Here is a 14,503-nt window from a genome sequence, read left to right as displayed (position 1 = left end):
CAAGCCGAACCTTTGGCAGGCACGGCCGACCGCGATCCAGTGCGATGTGTCGCTGCGATCGGCCGCGAGCACCACGATGCCTGCCGAGCTGGTGAGCTGCTCGCGGTACTTCTTGTTCTCACCGTTCTCGCTGAAGAAGAGCTTCATCAACGGTCGCGCCAGCCATGACGGCAGGGATGGATTTCCCGAGGCGGGCGCGAACAGCCCGTCCATGGTCGCGAGCGCCTCCGCTTCGTTGAAGCGAATCCAGCTGATGAGCTCGCGCATGAAGGCCATGTCGCGCATCTGCGCCGAGTTGCCTTCGAGCACATAGTCGGTAACCCCGGCGATCGCGGCGCGCCCGGTCATCAGGATAGCCGTGACATCAGGTTCGCGGCAGGCGTCCTCAAGCCGGCGCAAGGTCTCCGGCGCGACCGGCTTGCCGTCGAATGCTGCGCGGGTGCATTGCCTGATCGGAATCGCAGCCGCCAACGTTGATGCGGCGGGCGGGGCCTGCTCGAGTGCGATCACGATGCGGTCGCCGTCGATGACGGGGTCGGCGCGCCAGCCCAGCGTGGACGCGGCGAGGATGAGATTTTCTGCGGCGCAACCGAGGCTGACGAACAGGTGATGATCGTCGGGATCGACGGCAGGACAGCGGCGCGAAAAATCCGGCGCGATCGTGATGTCGTTGCCGCGGGCGGAGAAGATCCACGGCTGGGTGTTGTGGCTGTTGGCGGCGAGGGTGGCAAAGCGCACGAGCTCGCGATCCCGCGGCACGGCTTGCAGCGGAGCCCGTGATATGGCCGCCGCTTCGTCGTAGGTCATCGTTGCTGCTGACGCAGGAGCACCGCCGATCGCAGCTGCGGACAACCCGAGCGCGGTGGTGATGAACTGCCGCCGGTCAACCACAAGATTCCACTCCATGCCGTTGCGCAGGATGCGTCTAGCAGCAATGGGCTCCGGAACGATTGACCGGAATCAAGATCGGATGGCGAACCCAGCCGATTTGCGCATCATGACAAGCCCGCCACCAGCGGGCGCTGCAGATGCCTGGCCATCAGTTCCGCCGCCTCCGCATAGCGTCGCGTCTCCAGGACGTCGAGCAGGCGCAAATGTTCACGCACGTGCCGCCGCATGCCCTCGCGGTCGGCGAAGCTGCGATAGGCGAACAGGCGTCTGATCGAGTTCACCCGCCTGAGCGCTTCGAGAAAGAAGGGATTGCCGGCGCCGCGAATGATCTCTTCGTGGAATTCGCAGCCGGACTGAAAGATCTCGCCGATCGTCATCTTGTCGAGCTCGCCTTCGAATACGCGTTGCTGGCGCTCGCGCAGGCGTACGATCACCTCCTGCGGCAGCGCAAAGCCCGGCTGCGCGATGGCCGCCGGCTCGATCACCGCGCGAAATGCCTTGGCCTGCGTTTGCGCTTCGGGGCTCGAGACCGTCTCCGCAAAGCGCCAGCCATACCCGGGCAGGCGTGCGATCCAGCCCTCGGCGGCAATCCGGTCCAGCAGCCGCTGCAGCTCGGCGCGCGTGACGTCGTAGCGGCGCATCAGCTCCGCTTCGGTGATGTCTGCCGGCAGCCGGCTCGCGAGCAAATCGCCGGCGATGCTCGCATAAACTTGCTCGTTGCGCCTCACCGCCGCGATCGCCGGTTGGGCCGCGCCGCTGGTGGGATTCTTCGCCAGCACGAAGCCGCGATGCGGTTCGCCGCGCGCCGGCAAGCCCTGCAAGATCCTGCTCGCGACCGAGATGGTGTGCTCTTATGCCAACATCATGGTCCGGCAGGACCTCTACGACAGCGGCATCAATACGGTCGAAAAGCTCGCCGACTATAAGCGTGCCGACGGCGCCAAGCCGATCGTCGCCGCCACCGCGATCGGGTCCGGCACATGGGTGTTCGGCACCTATGTGTTCGAAGCGCGTGGCCTCGGCAGCAAGGTGAACTGGGTCGCGGGCGGCGGGCCCAACACGATGTTCCCCTCGCTCCAGACCAAGCAGTTCGACGCCATCATGGCGCCGCCGAGCTGGATCGTCGAGGTCGAAAAGAAGGGCTTTGGCAGGACGGTCTACGACACCTCGAAGCCGGGCGTGTTCGAGAAGGATTTCGGCGGGACATTGCCCGTCCTGGTGATCTACACGCTGCAGGACACGGTCGAGCAGGACAAGGCGATGGTGCAGGCCTATGTCAACGCGATCTATCGCGCGATGGCCTTCGTGAAGGCGACGCCGCTCGCGGAAGTGCAGGCACTGGTCACGCCGAAATATTTCTCAGGGATCGATCCCGACGCAATCAGTGCCGAGCTCGGCTTCGACAAATCGACCTGGGCCTATGACGGTGTCATCGGCAAGGCTGCGTTCGAGCGTGGCGGCAAGCCCTGGTACCGCAAGGGCACGGATATTCCCGAGACCAAATACGAGGATGCCGTGGACATGAGCTTCCTCCAGGCGGCGAGGGCGAAATACAAATGATCGCCGCGCCAGGCCAGGGCCTCGCGCTTGCGCGTGGCGAGGATGAAACAGCGGCGGCGCGCACCCGCATCGCGGTGCAGAGGCTTGCCAAGCGCTTCAACGCCTCGGGCCGCGAATTCGTCGCGGTGGATGACGTCTCCTTCGAGGTCAAGCAGGGCGAGTTCGTTGCGCTGCTCGGCCCATCCGGCTGCGGCAAGAGCACCATTCTCAACATGGTCGCGGGGCTGCTGCCGCGCTCCGGCGGACGCATCCTGATCGATGACGACACGGTCGAGACCGGCCAGGTCAACCCTGGGGTCGGCTACGTCTTCCAGCGCGATACGCTGTTTCCCTGGCGGACCGTGGAGCAGAACATCGGCTATGGGCTCGAGATCGCGGGCCTGCCGAAGGCCGAGCGCGCAGCACGCGTCGCTGCGGCCGTCGAGAAGGCCGGGCTCACGGGCTTTGCGCAGAGCTTTCCGCGCATGCTGTCCGGCGGCATGCGCCAGCGCGTCGCCTTGATGCGCACGCTGATCCTGGAGCCCGAGATCCTGCTGATGGACGAGCCGTTCGGCGCCCTCGACACCCACACCAAGCTGGAGATGCACAAGACGCTGCTGGAGATCTGGGAACGCGAGCGGCAAACCGTGCTGTTCGTGACGCACGATCTTGGCGAAGCCCTGACCCTGGCGAGCCGCATCATCCTGCTCTCGGCGCGGCCGGGGCGTCTCAAGGAAGATTTCGACGTCGCCATCCCGCGTCCGCGCGATCCTGTCTCGTTGCGCGAGACCGCCGAATTCGGCCGTCTCTACTCGCACATCTGGCATTCGCTCGGCGAAGAGTTCCGCCGCACCAGGGCCGACTGACCATGTCCAACAGCCGCACCGCCGTCCTGTTCTGGCAACTGGCCATCCTCGCCGCCATTCTCGTCGTCTGGCAGTGGGGCTTCGAATGGAGCAAGGCGCTGCTGCCGAGGGCCTATGTGCCGAAGATCCTCGATCCCTATTTCGTCGCGAAGCCGTCGCTGATCTGGCAGAGTTTTCTGCGGCTCGGTTGCTTTGCCGATACAAACGGCTTTGCCGCCTGCCTCAAAGGCAACGACAACAATCTGTGGCTTGCGACGGTCGTCACCTTGAAGAACACGTGGTGGGGCTTTCTGTTCGGCTCGGCAAGCGGCATCGCAGCCGGCCTTATTCTCGGCCGTTCGGATTTCCTGGCCCGCGCGTTCGGTCCCTACATCGTGGCGCTCAACTCGATCCCGCGCATTGCGCTGGTGCCGCTCGTCATCCTGATCTTCGGCCTCGGCGATCTCTCCAAAATCGCAACCGCCTGGCTCGTGGTGTTTTTCGTGGTGTTCTTCAACACTTTCGAGGGAACGCGCGCGGTCGATCGCGACCAGATCGCCGCCGCTCGTCTGCTCGGGGCCAGCGAGTTTACCGTGCTGCGGACCGTCGTGATTCCGTCGGCGCTGGCGTGGGTGTTCGCTTCGCTCCTGCCCGCCGTATCTTTCGCGCTGATCGGCGTCATCGTCGGCGAGTTCATCGGCGCCGAGCGCGGCCTCGGCAAGCTCATCATCGAGGCTGAGGCGCGGGCCAACGCCAGCGAGATGATGGTCGCCATCTTCGTCATGATGTTCGTCGGCATCCTGCTCGCGATCGCGGTGCGCTCGCTGCAGTCCTACCTCTTGCGATGGCAGCCGCAATTCGAGCCGTCGGCGTAGCGATCCGGCGTCACCGGCTGAACCGCGCCACCAGCTCCACATGCGGCGTGTGCCGGAACTGGTCGACCGGCACCACCGCCTCCAGCCGGTAACCGCCGTCGATCAGCAGACGCGCGTCACGGGCAAAGGTCGCGACGTTGCAGGACACTGCGACCACGACAGGCACCTTGCTTGCGGCAAGCTTCAGCGCCTGAGCCTGCGCGCCCTGGCGCGGCGGGTCGAACACCACGGCGTCGAAGTCGCGCAGCTCAGGCGGCACCAGGGGGCGGCGGAACAGGTCGCGAGGCTCGGCCTTGATCGGCTTCAGACCGGGCGTGCGCGCGGCCTTCGCCAAGGCCGCGATCGCACCGGCGTCGTTGTCATAGGCCGTGACTCGCGCCTTCTCGGCGAGCCGTAGCGCGAACGGGCCGACGCCGCAGAAGAGGTCGAGAACCTCCTTGGCCTTGCCGATGCGTTCCGCGACGAGCGCGGCCAGCGTCTCTTCGCCTGCGACGGTCGCCTGCAGGAACGAGCCCGGCGGCAGCGTCACCTCCGCGCGGCCCATTTTCACCGTCGGCGGCAGGCGCTGCAGCACCAGCTCGCCATGCCGCGTCAGCCGCGCCAGGCGGTGCTGCTCGGCGACGCCCGAAAGCGCCGTGACCAGCGCCGTCGGCAGCGGGCCGGAGCCGCGCACGTCGACGTCGAGGCCGTTGGCGGTGGCGGTGACCTGGATGTCGAGCGGCTTGGTGACCGGCATCCTGGACGTCAGCGGCTCGGCGATCGCCCAGGCGGCATCGAGCGCACCGTCGAGTGCGGGATCGAGGATCGGGCAGCGATCGATTGGGATGACGTCATGCGAGTTGGTCGCGGAGAAACCGACCTTGAGGACGTCATGCGTGCCGAAGCGGCCGTGCAGGGTGATGCGCCGGCGCCCGGCGCCATGAGCATCGACCAGCGGCGCCACCGCGCAATCGATGCCGGCCTGCGCCAGCGTCTCGACCACGATGCCCCGCTTCCAGGCGTGATAGGGCTCAGCCGCCCAGTGCTGGATGGCGCAGCCGCCGCAGACGCCGAAATGCGGACAGAACGGCGCGACACGCTCGGAGCTCGCGACGTCGACCGCGAGCAGCTTGCGTCGATCAGGGTGGTGGCCCACGACGTGGTCGACCTCGACGGTCTCGCCGCCAAGCGTGTAAGGCACATAGACCGCATCGCCCGCCGAGAGGCAGACGCCGTCACCGCGATGGCCGACGTGATCGATGGTCAGACGCTCAACCACGGCGCGCTCCCAGGAAGAACTCGATATTGCCGTCGCCGCCGGCAATCGAGGAGGGAAATATCTCGATATCGGTGCAGCCGAGCGACGCGGCGAAGGCGGCGATGTCGTCGCAGATCTCCTTGTGCACGGCGGCGTCGCGCACGATGCCCTTCTTGTTGTGCTTCCTGTCTGCCTCGAATTGCGGCTTGATCAGCGCCAGCAGGCTCATCGGCGCGGCGGCGAGGGACAGCGCCACCGGCAGCACCGTCTTGAGCGAGATGAAGGAGACGTCGATGACGACGACATCGGGCCGCGCCGGCAGCCGCTTGCCGTCATAGAGGCGGATGTCGGTCTCCTCCATCGACACGATCTTGGGATGACCGCGCAGCGAGGGATGCAGCTGGCTGGTGCCGACATCGATGGCGAACACGAGGCTCGCGCCGTTCGCGAGCAGCACCTCGGTGAAGCCGCCGGTGGAAGCGCCGACGTCGAGGCAGACATGATCCTCGATCTCGATGCTGTAGCGCTCCAGCGCGCCGGCGAGCTTGACGCCGCCGCGCGAGACGTAGGGGTGCGCAGGCTCGGCCTGGATCACGGCGTCCTCGGCGATCGTCTCCGAAGGTTTTGAAACCTGCTTGTCGTCGGCCGTGACGAGGCCGGCCTCGATCGCCGCACGCGCCCGGGCCCGGCTCTCGAACAGGCCGCGCTCGACCAGCAATATATCTGCGCGCTTGCGGGCAGGGGGCATCACGCTCTCATGGGGCGATTCGTGGGAAGATTGATGGGCTTATTTAGCGATCAATCGCGCGGCCGCCATCCGGACGCAAGCCTCGACCGTCAGGCCCTGCGTGTCGACCTGCCGGCCCATGAAGCGGCCGGTATTTGATGAAGCGAATGACGAAAATCTCGAGCCCGGGAGAGGGGGCGCCGCCAGCAAGACCCCTCAAAGAGGAGAAGGCCCCCATCCCACGCTGTGCGACAGCCGGGGCATCGCCCCGGCGTTCTCAAAGCACAGCCGCCGGAGGCGGCCTCCGCTCTCCCGCAAGCAAGCGGGAGAGGTGAAACATCAAGCCAGCTTGACCGTCTCGGCCTTCACGTCCTTGCCGAGCGCCTCGAACACCTTGGCGACGATGCCCTTGGCGTCGAGACCGGCGCGGCCGTACATCGCGGCCGGCGTGTCGTGGTCCTGGAACACGTCGGGCAGCACCATCGAGCGGAACTTGACCATGCCGGTGTCGAGCACGCCCTGGTCGGTCAGGTACTGCGCGACATGCGAGCCGAAGCCGCCGACCGAGCCTTCCTCGATCGTGATCAGGATCTCGTGGTCGCGGGCAAGCTTGAGCACCAGCTCGGTGTCGAGCGGCTTCATGAAGCGCGCGTCCGCAATCGTGGTCGACAGGCCATGGGCCGCGAGCTCGTCGGCCGCCTTCTCGCATTCGGCGAGGCGGGTGCCGAAGGAGAGCAGGGCGATCTTGCTGCCCTGGCGGACCACGCGTCCCTTGCCGATCTCGAGCGGAATGCCGACCTCGGGCATCTCGATGCCGCGGCCCTCGCCGCGCGGATAGCGCAGCGAGCTCGGACGGTCGTTGATCGCAACCTGGGTCGCCACCATGTGCACGAGCTCGGCCTCGTCGGCCGCCGCCATGATCACCATGTTCGGCAGACAGCCGAGATAGGCGTTGTCGAACGAGCCGGCATGCGTCGCACCGTCGGCGCCGACAAGGCCGGCGCGGTCGATGGCGAAGCGGACGGGCAGGCTCTGGATCGCGACGTCATGGACGATCTGGTCGTAGCCGCGCTGCAGGAAAGTCGAATAGATCGCGCAGAACGGCTTGTAGCCTTCGGTCGCGAGTCCCGCGGCGAAGGTCACAGCGTGCTGCTCGGCGATGCCGACGTCGAAGGTGCGGTCGGGGAAGGCCTTGTTGAAGATGTCGACGCCGGTGCCCGACGGCATCGCCGCGGTGATGGCGACGATCTTGTCGTCCTTCTGGGCTTCCTTAACGAGGCTCTGGCCGAACACGTTCTGGTAGGCCGGCGCATTCGGCTTGGCCTTGGCCTGGGTGCCGGTCGCGACGTCGAACTTGACGACGGCGTGGTACTTGTCGGCGGAGGCTTCCGCCGGGCCGTAGCCCTTGCCCTTCTGCGTGACGACGTGGACCAGGATCGGGCCGGTCTCCATGTCCCGCACGTTCTTCAGGACGGGCAGCAGATGGTCGAGATTGTGGCCGTCGATCGGGCCGACATAGTAGAAGCCGAGCTCCTCGAACAGCGTGCCGCCGTCCATCATGAAGCCGCGGGAATATTCCTCGACGCGATTGGCACGGCTGGCGATGACCTTGGGCAGACGCTGGTTGATCTGCTTGGCGGCCTCGCGCAGCGTGCGATAGGTCTTGCCGGAGTAGAGGCGCGACAGATAGGCGCTCATGGCGCCGACGGGCGGCGCGATCGACATGTCGTTGTCGTTGAGGATGACGATCAGGCGGGAGTTCATCGCGCCTGCGTTGTTCATGGCTTCATAGGCCATGCCTGCCGACATCGCGCCGTCGCCGATGACCGCGATGACGTTGTTGTTGCCGCCGGCGAGGTCGCGCGCCACCGCCATGCCGAGGCCGGCGGAGATCGAGGTCGAGGAGTGCGCCGCGCCGAACGGATCGTAGTCGCTCTCGCTACGCTTGGTGAAGCCGGACAGGCCGCCGCCGGTGCGCAGGGTGCGGATGCGGTCGCGCCGGCCGGTGAGAATCTTGTGCGGATAGGCCTGATGGCCGACGTCCCAGATCAGCCGGTCGCGCGGCGTGTCGAAGACGTAATGGATCGCGGTGGTGAGCTCGACTACGCCGAGACCCGCGCCGAAGTGACCGCCGGTGACCGAGACGGCATCGATGGTCTCCTGCCGCAGCTCGTCGGCAACCTGGCGAACCTGCTCGACCTTGAGCTTGCGCAGGTCTTCCGGCGTCCGGATGGTGTCGAGAAGCGGCGTCTTACTGTATGCGTTCACGGCGATTTCCAATTTGTCAGCGCCGGAAGGTCATTCCGGTGCGCGATGGGTTTGCACAATATCGGCGCAGCGCGAGTCCTCAAACCGTCGGAGCCACCTGCATGGGGCAAGGCCCCGTCTTCAAGCTTAGGTAAGCTTAAGTGCGCTCCGGTTCAGTCTCTGTGATCCCTGTCACTTAGATCGGCTTCGTCCGTCCCAGCCAATTTCATCAGCAGTTTGAAGCGCTTGTCGTCGGTAATCGGTGCCCACGCAAGGCTTGCAAAAAGCCACACTCCGCGCAGCTTTACACCAAAGCTTGGGCCAAAGCCAACCCGCCGGACCGATTAGGGGTATGCAGATGCAACCGGCGGGCCAGAGTGGTTAACTGCGGGCGGGGACGAGGGGTTCCGGCCTTGCCGGGTTCCTTGGCAGGCTTTTTTGCGCGCAAGAGGCCTTTTTCGCCCTCGGATGGGCCGGTTCCGGAGCGGATGCGGTCTGCACGGAACCGCGATGCTTCGCGGGAACAACGCCAAAAATCGCTGCGGCATCGCAGCTCCCCGCAAAGACAATTCGCGGGGCCGCCCTCCGTCAGCAGATCAAATTAAAGAGTCTCGGCTTCATTCACTGAACGTCGAGCGGCGCCGTGCCGGTGGCCTGACCGCTGGCATCGGTGGTGATCTTGTCGACGCGGGCCTCGGCCTGGCGCAGCAATTCCTCGCAGCGGCGCTTCAGCGCCTCGCCGCGCTCGTAGATCGTCACGGATTCCTCGAGCGGCACCTTGCCGTCTTCGAGCCGCTTCACAATCGTCTCGAGTTCCTCGATCGCGCGCTCGAAGGTGAGCCGGGAGACGTCGACTTGGGTGTTTTCGGCCATATCCGTTTCCGATTGCCCGATTCGCTCTTCGTGCAGTGAAGGCGGGTTTTGCGGGCTTAATGTGGCGGGCGTCGTCAGGCGCCCATCAGGGCGCCGACATGCGCCGTAACAGATTCTTTCAGTCCTTGCAGGTCATAGCCGCCCTCGAGCACCGAAACAACGCGTCCGCCCGCGGACTTGTCGGCGAGATCCATCAGCTTGCGCGTCACCCAGGCATAATCCTCCGCGCGCAAATTCAACGAAGCCAGCGGATCGCGATAATGCGCATCGAAGCCGGCGGAGATGACCACGAGCTCGGGGCTGAATTTTTCGAGTTGCGGCAGGATCAGATTCTCGAACGCCGAGCGGAATTCCGGCCCGCCGTCTTCGGAGGCGAGTGGCGCGTTGACGATGGTGTCGTGGTCGCCGCGTTCACCCTTGGCGCCGGTGCCTGGAAACAGCGGCATCTGGTGTGTCGAGCAGTACATCACGGTCGGGTCCGACCAGAAGATGTCCTGCGTGCCGTTGCCGTGATGCACGTCGAAATCGACGATGGCCGCGCGCTTGATGCCGTATTTGCGCTGTGCATGGCGCGCGGCGATCGCGACATTGTCGAAGAAGCAGAAGCCCATCGGCTTGCCGATCTCGGCGTGATGTCCGGGCGGGCGCACCGCGACGAAGGCGTTGCGATGCTCGCCGTTCATCACCGCTTCAGTCGCCGCGACCGCGCCGCCGACGCCGCGCATCACCGCTTCCCACGTGCCCGGCGACATCGACGTGTCGCCGTCGATATAGACCAGGCCGCTGCTCGGCGCGATATGGCGAAGCTCAGTGACGTAATGCTCGTTGTGGCACAGCGTGACGAGATCGAGATCGCCCTCCGGCGCGTGGTCGCGCACCAGGAACTGGAAGCGCTCATGGGACAGCGCTTCCTCCACCGCGCGCAGGCGGTCGGGCCTTTCAGGGTGGCCCGGCGGCGTGACATGGTCGAGGCAGGCCTTGTGGGAAAGGAGAAGCGTGCTCATCAGGTCGGCCTCACAGCAAACGGGCTTTCGGCGTCGTTGGCCCATCCGGCGCCAAAACGCAATGCAAGACCCAATCTATGCGCTTGGGCGGCAATGGCAAAGGGTCGTCACGCGCCGGCCCGTTTGATTCCGGTCAATTCACCCGCAGGATGCGGCTCAGCGGTAGCGGACCGATCGGCCCGTGTGCGCGGAAGAACGCAAACAGCGCGTCCGCGTCGTAGCCGCCATATTGCGGCGCCGTGCCCTGTTTTGCGACGGTAAAACCGTCGCCGCCGACGGCGAGGTAATCGTTGAGGGTGATGCGGTAGCCGCTTCCAGCTTCGATCGGCCGGCCGTTCAGCGTCATCTTCTCTGGCAGCACGCGCTCGCCGAATGGCTTCGCCGCATCCCAGGCATAGCTGAATCCGTTCGACACCTGCAGGATCCGCGGCCGCTTCGGGTCGAGCCATTGCTGCTCGAGCATGTCCTTGAGCTGACTGCCGGTCAGCGTCATGGTGACGAGGCGGTTGCGGAACGGCTGGCTGGCGAAGACATCGCCGAAGGTGATTGCGCCGTTTTCCTTCGGCACGATGTCGGTGCGGATGCCGCCGGGATTGGTGAGCGCGATGACAGCGCTGCCATCCTGGGCCGCCCGGGTTGCGAGCAATTGCGCGTCCGCGATGATGTCGCCGAGCGGGCTTTCGCCGGCCTCGTTCGGCACGCGCGAGAGCGTCTGCGTCACCGATCCGGCCGGCCGGTTGGCGATCGGCGCCGACAGCTTGTCATAGGCCTCAATCAGCGCGGTCTGCTCGGCATCCCTCGCCAGCGAGGCATTGGCGACGATGACGTTCTCGGCCCGGGCACCGACGATGTCGCGCGTTGCGGGATCGAGCTTGAGGTCGATCGCGGTGACCAGCGTGCCGTATTTGTCGCCGCTGGTGACGAGCCGCCCGTCGATGTCGCAGACATAGGCGCGGTGGGTGTGGCCGCTGACGACGACGTCGACGGCGCGATCGAATTTCTTGACGATGTCGACGATCGGCCCCGTGATCGAAGGGCATTCGTTGTAATCGCCGGCGGGCTCGCCGCCCTGGTGGATCAGCACCACGATCGCCTCGACGCCGCGCGCCTTCAGCTGCGGCACCAGTGCGTTCACCGTCTCGGCCTCGTCGCGGAATTCGAGGCCGGCGATGCCCGCGGGCGAGACAATGCCCGCGGTCTCCTTCAAGGTCAGCCCGATGAAGGCGACGGGGATACCGTCGAATTCCCTGATCTCGTAGGGCGGCAGCACGCTGTTGCCCGTCGCGGTCTCGATGGTGGAGGCCGCAAGATAACGGAATTTGGCGCCCGTGAACGGATGCGGACCCTGGCAGCCGTCGAGAGGATGGCAGCCGCCGTTCTGCATCCTGAGCAGCTCGGTCTTGCCCTCGTCGAATTCGTGGTTGCCGACGGACGAGATCGCAAGCCCCATCATCGACAGCGATTCGATCGAGGGCTCGTCGTGAAACATCGCCGACAAGAAAGGGCTTGCGCCGATCAGGTCGCCGGCGGCGACGAAGATCGTGTTCTTGTGACCTTCGCGCAGCTGCTTGACCAGCGTCGCCATGTATTCGGCGCCGCCGGCGGCGACCATCACCTTCCTGGCCTTGTCCTCGGGATCCCCGATGCGGATGCCGCCCGGAGGCGGCCGCAGATTGCCGTGAAAATCGTTGATCGCGAGAATGCGCAGCTCGACGGGGGCTGCGGTCTGGGCCGAGGCGGGGAGGGCGCAGATCAGCGCGACGGCGGTGAGGAGGGATCGGTATCGCATGGAACCAGATTAGTCGGTTCGCACGAAGATTTCACGAAGTTCTCGCTGCCGTCATTCCGGGGCGCGACGAAGTCGCGAGCCCGGAATCCATTCATCCACCAACGCCGTGGTGCGATGGATTCCGGGCTCGCGCTGCGCGCGCCCCGGAATGACGGCGGTTGGTTGGGCGCTGCACCCTACCGCTTCTTCCTGTTCGCAAACGCGTTGAACGCCGCAATCGCCTCATCCGACTTCAGCCGCTCGCCGAACAGGTGACTTTCCTGCTCGATGCGGCGGGTGAGCTCTTCGGCCGGCACGCGCAGCAGCTTGCGCGAGGTCGCGACCGCCTCGGCCGGCAGCCGGCAGATCTCGCGCGCCACCTTGCGCGCTTCGACCTCGGTATGTCCCGGCGATACCACGGTGTTGACGAAGCCGGCGGCATGCGCCTCCGCGGCGGAAAACGTCCGCCCCATCACCAGCATCGCGAAGGCGCGCTGGTAGCCCATCGTGTTCGGCATCAACAGACTGGACGCGCCGACCGGGACGAGCCCGAGATGAATATAGGGCGCGGAAAAGGTCGCAGCGTTGGAGGCCAGAACATAGTCGCAGTGAAACAGCATCACCGTCCCCATGCCGATCGAGGCGCCATCGACGGCTGCAATGATCGGCTTGACGTTGAGGGCCAGCGAATAGAGAAACTTTGCGCCCTCCGACAGCGTCTCGGGGCGCGAGGTGTCGGCGTGCATGAAATCGTCGATGTCGTCGCCGGCGGTGAACACGCCGGAGCCACCGGTGATGATCATGCAGCGGATATCGGGGTTGTTCTGCGCGGTGTCGATCGCGCGGCCCATCTCCCGGTACATGTCCTGGGTGATCGCATTCTTCTTGCCCGGGCGGCGCAGGGTGATCACGCGCGTGCCGCGCTCTTCGGTGATGACGATATTGCCATTCGGCATGAGAGGCCCCTGCACCCGCCGCGACGCTCGCCGCTTCGCGAGGCTCGCCAAGCATCAGCCTACATCATCTCGCAGGCGTGCCAATGCGCTGGGTCAAGCTTTTCGGCGCCAATTTTCGCAAGGCCGGCACATGGCCGCCATCGCTTTCGCATACCGCAACAATTGGCTACAATGTTTCATTTGAAAAACCAGTGGTTGTGGTGCACCATCTCACGCAGTTCCTTTTGGCCGATTGCTCGATCGATGATTGCCGCAACCCTGGTCGACGAATCCTCGCTGAACTACCGTGGCTGGCGCGTCGTGCTGGCCTGCTTCCTGATGGCCTTCTTCATGTTCGGCTTCGGCCTGTACGGTCAGGGCGTCTATCTCGCCGAGCTGCAGCGCGCCCACGGCTGGCCGGGCACGCTGGTCTCCGCGGCCAGTACATTCTCTTTCCTCCTGACCTCGGTGCTCGTCATCTTTACCGATGATCTGCTCGCCCGCATCGGGTTGCGCTCACTGATCCTGTGCGGCCTGGTGGCGCTCGGCGCCTCCACGGTGCTGTTGGCGCTGATGCAGACGACCTGGCAGCTCTATCTCGCCTACGCGCTGATGTCGGTCGGCTGGACCGGCATGGGCACCGTGGTGATCGCGACCGTGCTGAACTCCTGGTTCGAACGCCGACGCGGGCTCGCGCTCAGTCTCGCCTTCAACGGTGCGACCTGCGGCGGCATCATCCTCGTTCCGCTGCTGCTGTCGTTGACCGGCAGCATCGGCTTTCGGTCCGCCATGCTGGCAGCCACGCTTGCGATGATGGTGCTGGTGCTGCCTGTCGTCGTGATCTTCATGGATTGGCCCGCCGGGATGTCGCTGGCATCGAAGGGGCGCGCCTCCGGCGGCAGCGGGGCCGCACCAGGCCAATCACGCAAGGCGCTGCTCGCCAACGCGGCGTTCTGGACCATGGTGCTGCCGATCGCGATCGCGGTTCTGGCGCAGATGGGGTTCATCGTCCACCAGGTGAGCTTTCTCGAACCGCTGATCGGCCGCTCCGCCGCGGGGCTTGCGGTCACCGTCATGGCGGCGATGGCGGTGGTCGGCCGCCTGTCGCTCGGCCTGTTCGTCGACCGGCTCGATCCGCGTCTGGCCTGCGCGGCCTCTATGACGAGCCAGTCGGCGGCGCTGTTCGTTCTCCTGCAGAGCACGAACCCGACGGTGCTGCTGCTGTGTTGCGCCGTGTACGGCTTCTCGATCGGCAACATGATCACGTTCCCGCCCCTGATCATCCAGCGCGAGATCGGCGCCAGCGCCTTCGCCGCCGCGATGGGACTGGGCACCTCTATCAGCGGAATCGTCAGCGCCTTCGGTCCGGGCATCGTCGGCCTGGTGCGGAGTTTCACCGGCAACTACACCACGGCATTCGCGATGTGCGTCGTGCTGGATCTCGTGGCGGCGTGCATGGTGTTGTGGCGGCCGGGGAGAAGAGCCAAGGTCGTGGCCTCGTAGCCCGGATGGAGCGCAGCGCAATCCGGGATTCGTGCCATGAGCGAGGATGGCCCCGGATT

The 14,503-nt window shown here is 65.6% G+C and carries 13 protein-coding genes; 4 read left to right on the top strand and 9 right to left on the bottom strand.

Annotated features, from left to right (window positions below; translation table 11 throughout):
* Both SE92_RS14780 and SE92_RS14775 read right to left on the bottom strand, forming a co-directional pair.
* Positions 1-891, bottom strand: an 891-nt coding sequence (locus SE92_RS14780; protein ID WP_245324586.1) for an Acg family FMN-binding oxidoreductase, incomplete at its 3' end; no start/stop codon positions are given.
* A gap of 104 nt (positions 892-995) precedes the next feature.
* Positions 996-1,712: a GntR family transcriptional regulator gene (locus SE92_RS14775; RefSeq protein WP_245324584.1), complete on the bottom strand. Its 717-nt coding sequence runs from the start codon at positions 1,710-1,712 to the stop codon at positions 996-998.
* A 19-nt stretch (positions 1,713-1,731) separates the two neighbouring features.
* Here SE92_RS14775 and SE92_RS14770 point away from each other — a divergent pair, with 19 nt between their 5' ends.
* Genes SE92_RS14770 through SE92_RS14760 form a run of 3 tightly spaced genes read left to right on the top strand, consistent with a single transcriptional unit; the run spans position 1,732 to position 4,150 of the window.
* Positions 1,732-2,451, top strand: a complete 720-nt coding sequence (locus tag SE92_RS14770) for an ABC transporter substrate-binding protein (protein WP_245324582.1) — start codon at positions 1,732-1,734, stop codon at positions 2,449-2,451.
* Positions 2,448-3,296, top strand: coding sequence for an ABC transporter ATP-binding protein (locus tag SE92_RS14765; RefSeq protein WP_084251815.1), 849 nt, complete (start codon positions 2,448-2,450; stop codon positions 3,294-3,296). Before SE92_RS14770 ends, SE92_RS14765 begins: the two co-directional genes overlap by 4 nt.
* Before the next feature lie 2 nt (positions 3,297-3,298).
* Positions 3,299-4,150, top strand: a complete 852-nt coding sequence (locus tag SE92_RS14760; protein ID WP_063196428.1) for an ABC transporter permease — start codon at positions 3,299-3,301, stop codon at positions 4,148-4,150.
* A gap of 10 nt (positions 4,151-4,160) precedes the next feature.
* Here SE92_RS14760 and SE92_RS14755 read toward each other — a convergent pair whose 3' ends face one another.
* The 7 genes from SE92_RS14755 to SE92_RS14725 all read right to left on the bottom strand — a co-directional run bounded on the left by SE92_RS14755 (position 4,161) and on the right by SE92_RS14725 (position 12,962).
* Complete coding sequence (locus SE92_RS14755; protein WP_063196427.1) at positions 4,161-5,408, bottom strand: class I SAM-dependent RNA methyltransferase; 1,248 nt, start codon at positions 5,406-5,408, stop codon at positions 4,161-4,163.
* A complete protein-coding gene (locus tag SE92_RS14750) occupies positions 5,401-6,135 on the bottom strand; it encodes a TlyA family RNA methyltransferase (protein ID WP_063196426.1) in 735 nt (244 codons plus the stop codon). The genes SE92_RS14755 and SE92_RS14750 overlap by 8 nt, the downstream gene beginning before the upstream one ends.
* 318 nt (positions 6,136-6,453) lie before the next feature.
* Positions 6,454-8,382, bottom strand: a complete 1,929-nt coding sequence (gene dxs, locus SE92_RS14745) for a 1-deoxy-D-xylulose-5-phosphate synthase (protein WP_063196425.1) — start codon at positions 8,380-8,382, stop codon at positions 6,454-6,456.
* A 600-nt stretch (positions 8,383-8,982) separates the two neighbouring features.
* Positions 8,983-9,234 (bottom strand): exodeoxyribonuclease VII small subunit, encoded by a 252-nt coding sequence (locus SE92_RS14740; protein ID WP_008132970.1) that lies wholly within the window; start codon positions 9,232-9,234, stop codon positions 8,983-8,985.
* A gap of 74 nt (positions 9,235-9,308) precedes the next feature.
* Positions 9,309-10,238: a histone deacetylase family protein gene (locus tag SE92_RS14735; RefSeq protein ID WP_063196424.1), complete on the bottom strand. Its 930-nt coding sequence runs from the start codon at positions 10,236-10,238 to the stop codon at positions 9,309-9,311.
* Positions 10,239-10,371: 133 nt separating this feature from the next.
* Positions 10,372-12,027 (bottom strand): bifunctional metallophosphatase/5'-nucleotidase, encoded by a 1,656-nt coding sequence (locus tag SE92_RS14730; protein ID WP_063196423.1) that lies wholly within the window; start codon positions 12,025-12,027, stop codon positions 10,372-10,374.
* Between the two features lie 176 nt (positions 12,028-12,203).
* Entirely contained in the window at positions 12,204-12,962 is a 759-nt protein-coding gene (locus tag SE92_RS14725) for an enoyl-CoA hydratase-related protein (protein ID WP_063196422.1), read from the bottom strand.
* Between the two features lie 243 nt (positions 12,963-13,205).
* Here SE92_RS14725 and SE92_RS14720 point away from each other — a divergent pair, with 243 nt between their 5' ends.
* Entirely contained in the window at positions 13,206-14,444 is a 1,239-nt protein-coding gene (locus SE92_RS14720; protein WP_063196421.1) for an MFS transporter, read from the top strand.
* Positions 14,445-14,503 lie beyond the last annotated feature (59 nt).

It is taken from the genome of Bradyrhizobium sp. AT1 (assembly GCF_001590795.1).
Classification (GTDB): Bacteria; Pseudomonadota; Alphaproteobacteria; order Rhizobiales; family Xanthobacteraceae; genus Bradyrhizobium.
Note: the sequence above shows the minus strand (reverse complement) of the source record. Positions and strands in the feature narration are given on the sequence as shown.

What these genes read in the sequence shown, in the direction of transcription:
- SE92_RS14750 (WP_063196426.1), bottom strand. Translation starts at nt 6,135, where the DNA reads ATGCCCCCTGCCCGCAAGCGCGCAGATATATTGCTGGTCGAGCGCGGC.
- SE92_RS14760 (WP_063196428.1), top strand. Translation starts at nt 3,299, where the DNA reads ATGTCCAACAGCCGCACCGCCGTCCTGTTCTGGCAACTGGCCATCCTC.
- SE92_RS14730 (WP_063196423.1), bottom strand. Translation starts at nt 12,027, where the DNA reads ATGCGATACCGATCCCTCCTCACCGCCGTCGCGCTGATCTGCGCCCTC.
- SE92_RS14725 (WP_063196422.1), bottom strand. Translation starts at nt 12,962, where the DNA reads ATGCCGAATGGCAATATCGTCATCACCGAAGAGCGCGGCACGCGCGTG.
- SE92_RS14720 (WP_063196421.1), top strand. Translation starts at nt 13,206, where the DNA reads ATGATTGCCGCAACCCTGGTCGACGAATCCTCGCTGAACTACCGTGGC.
- SE92_RS14765 (WP_084251815.1), top strand. Translation starts at nt 2,448, where the DNA reads ATGATCGCCGCGCCAGGCCAGGGCCTCGCGCTTGCGCGTGGCGAGGAT.
- SE92_RS14735 (WP_063196424.1), bottom strand. Translation starts at nt 10,238, where the DNA reads ATGAGCACGCTTCTCCTTTCCCACAAGGCCTGCCTCGACCATGTCACG.
- SE92_RS14770 (WP_245324582.1), top strand. Translation starts at nt 1,732, where the DNA reads ATGGTGTGCTCTTATGCCAACATCATGGTCCGGCAGGACCTCTACGAC.
- SE92_RS14740 (WP_008132970.1), bottom strand. Translation starts at nt 9,234, where the DNA reads ATGGCCGAAAACACCCAAGTCGACGTCTCCCGGCTCACCTTCGAGCGC.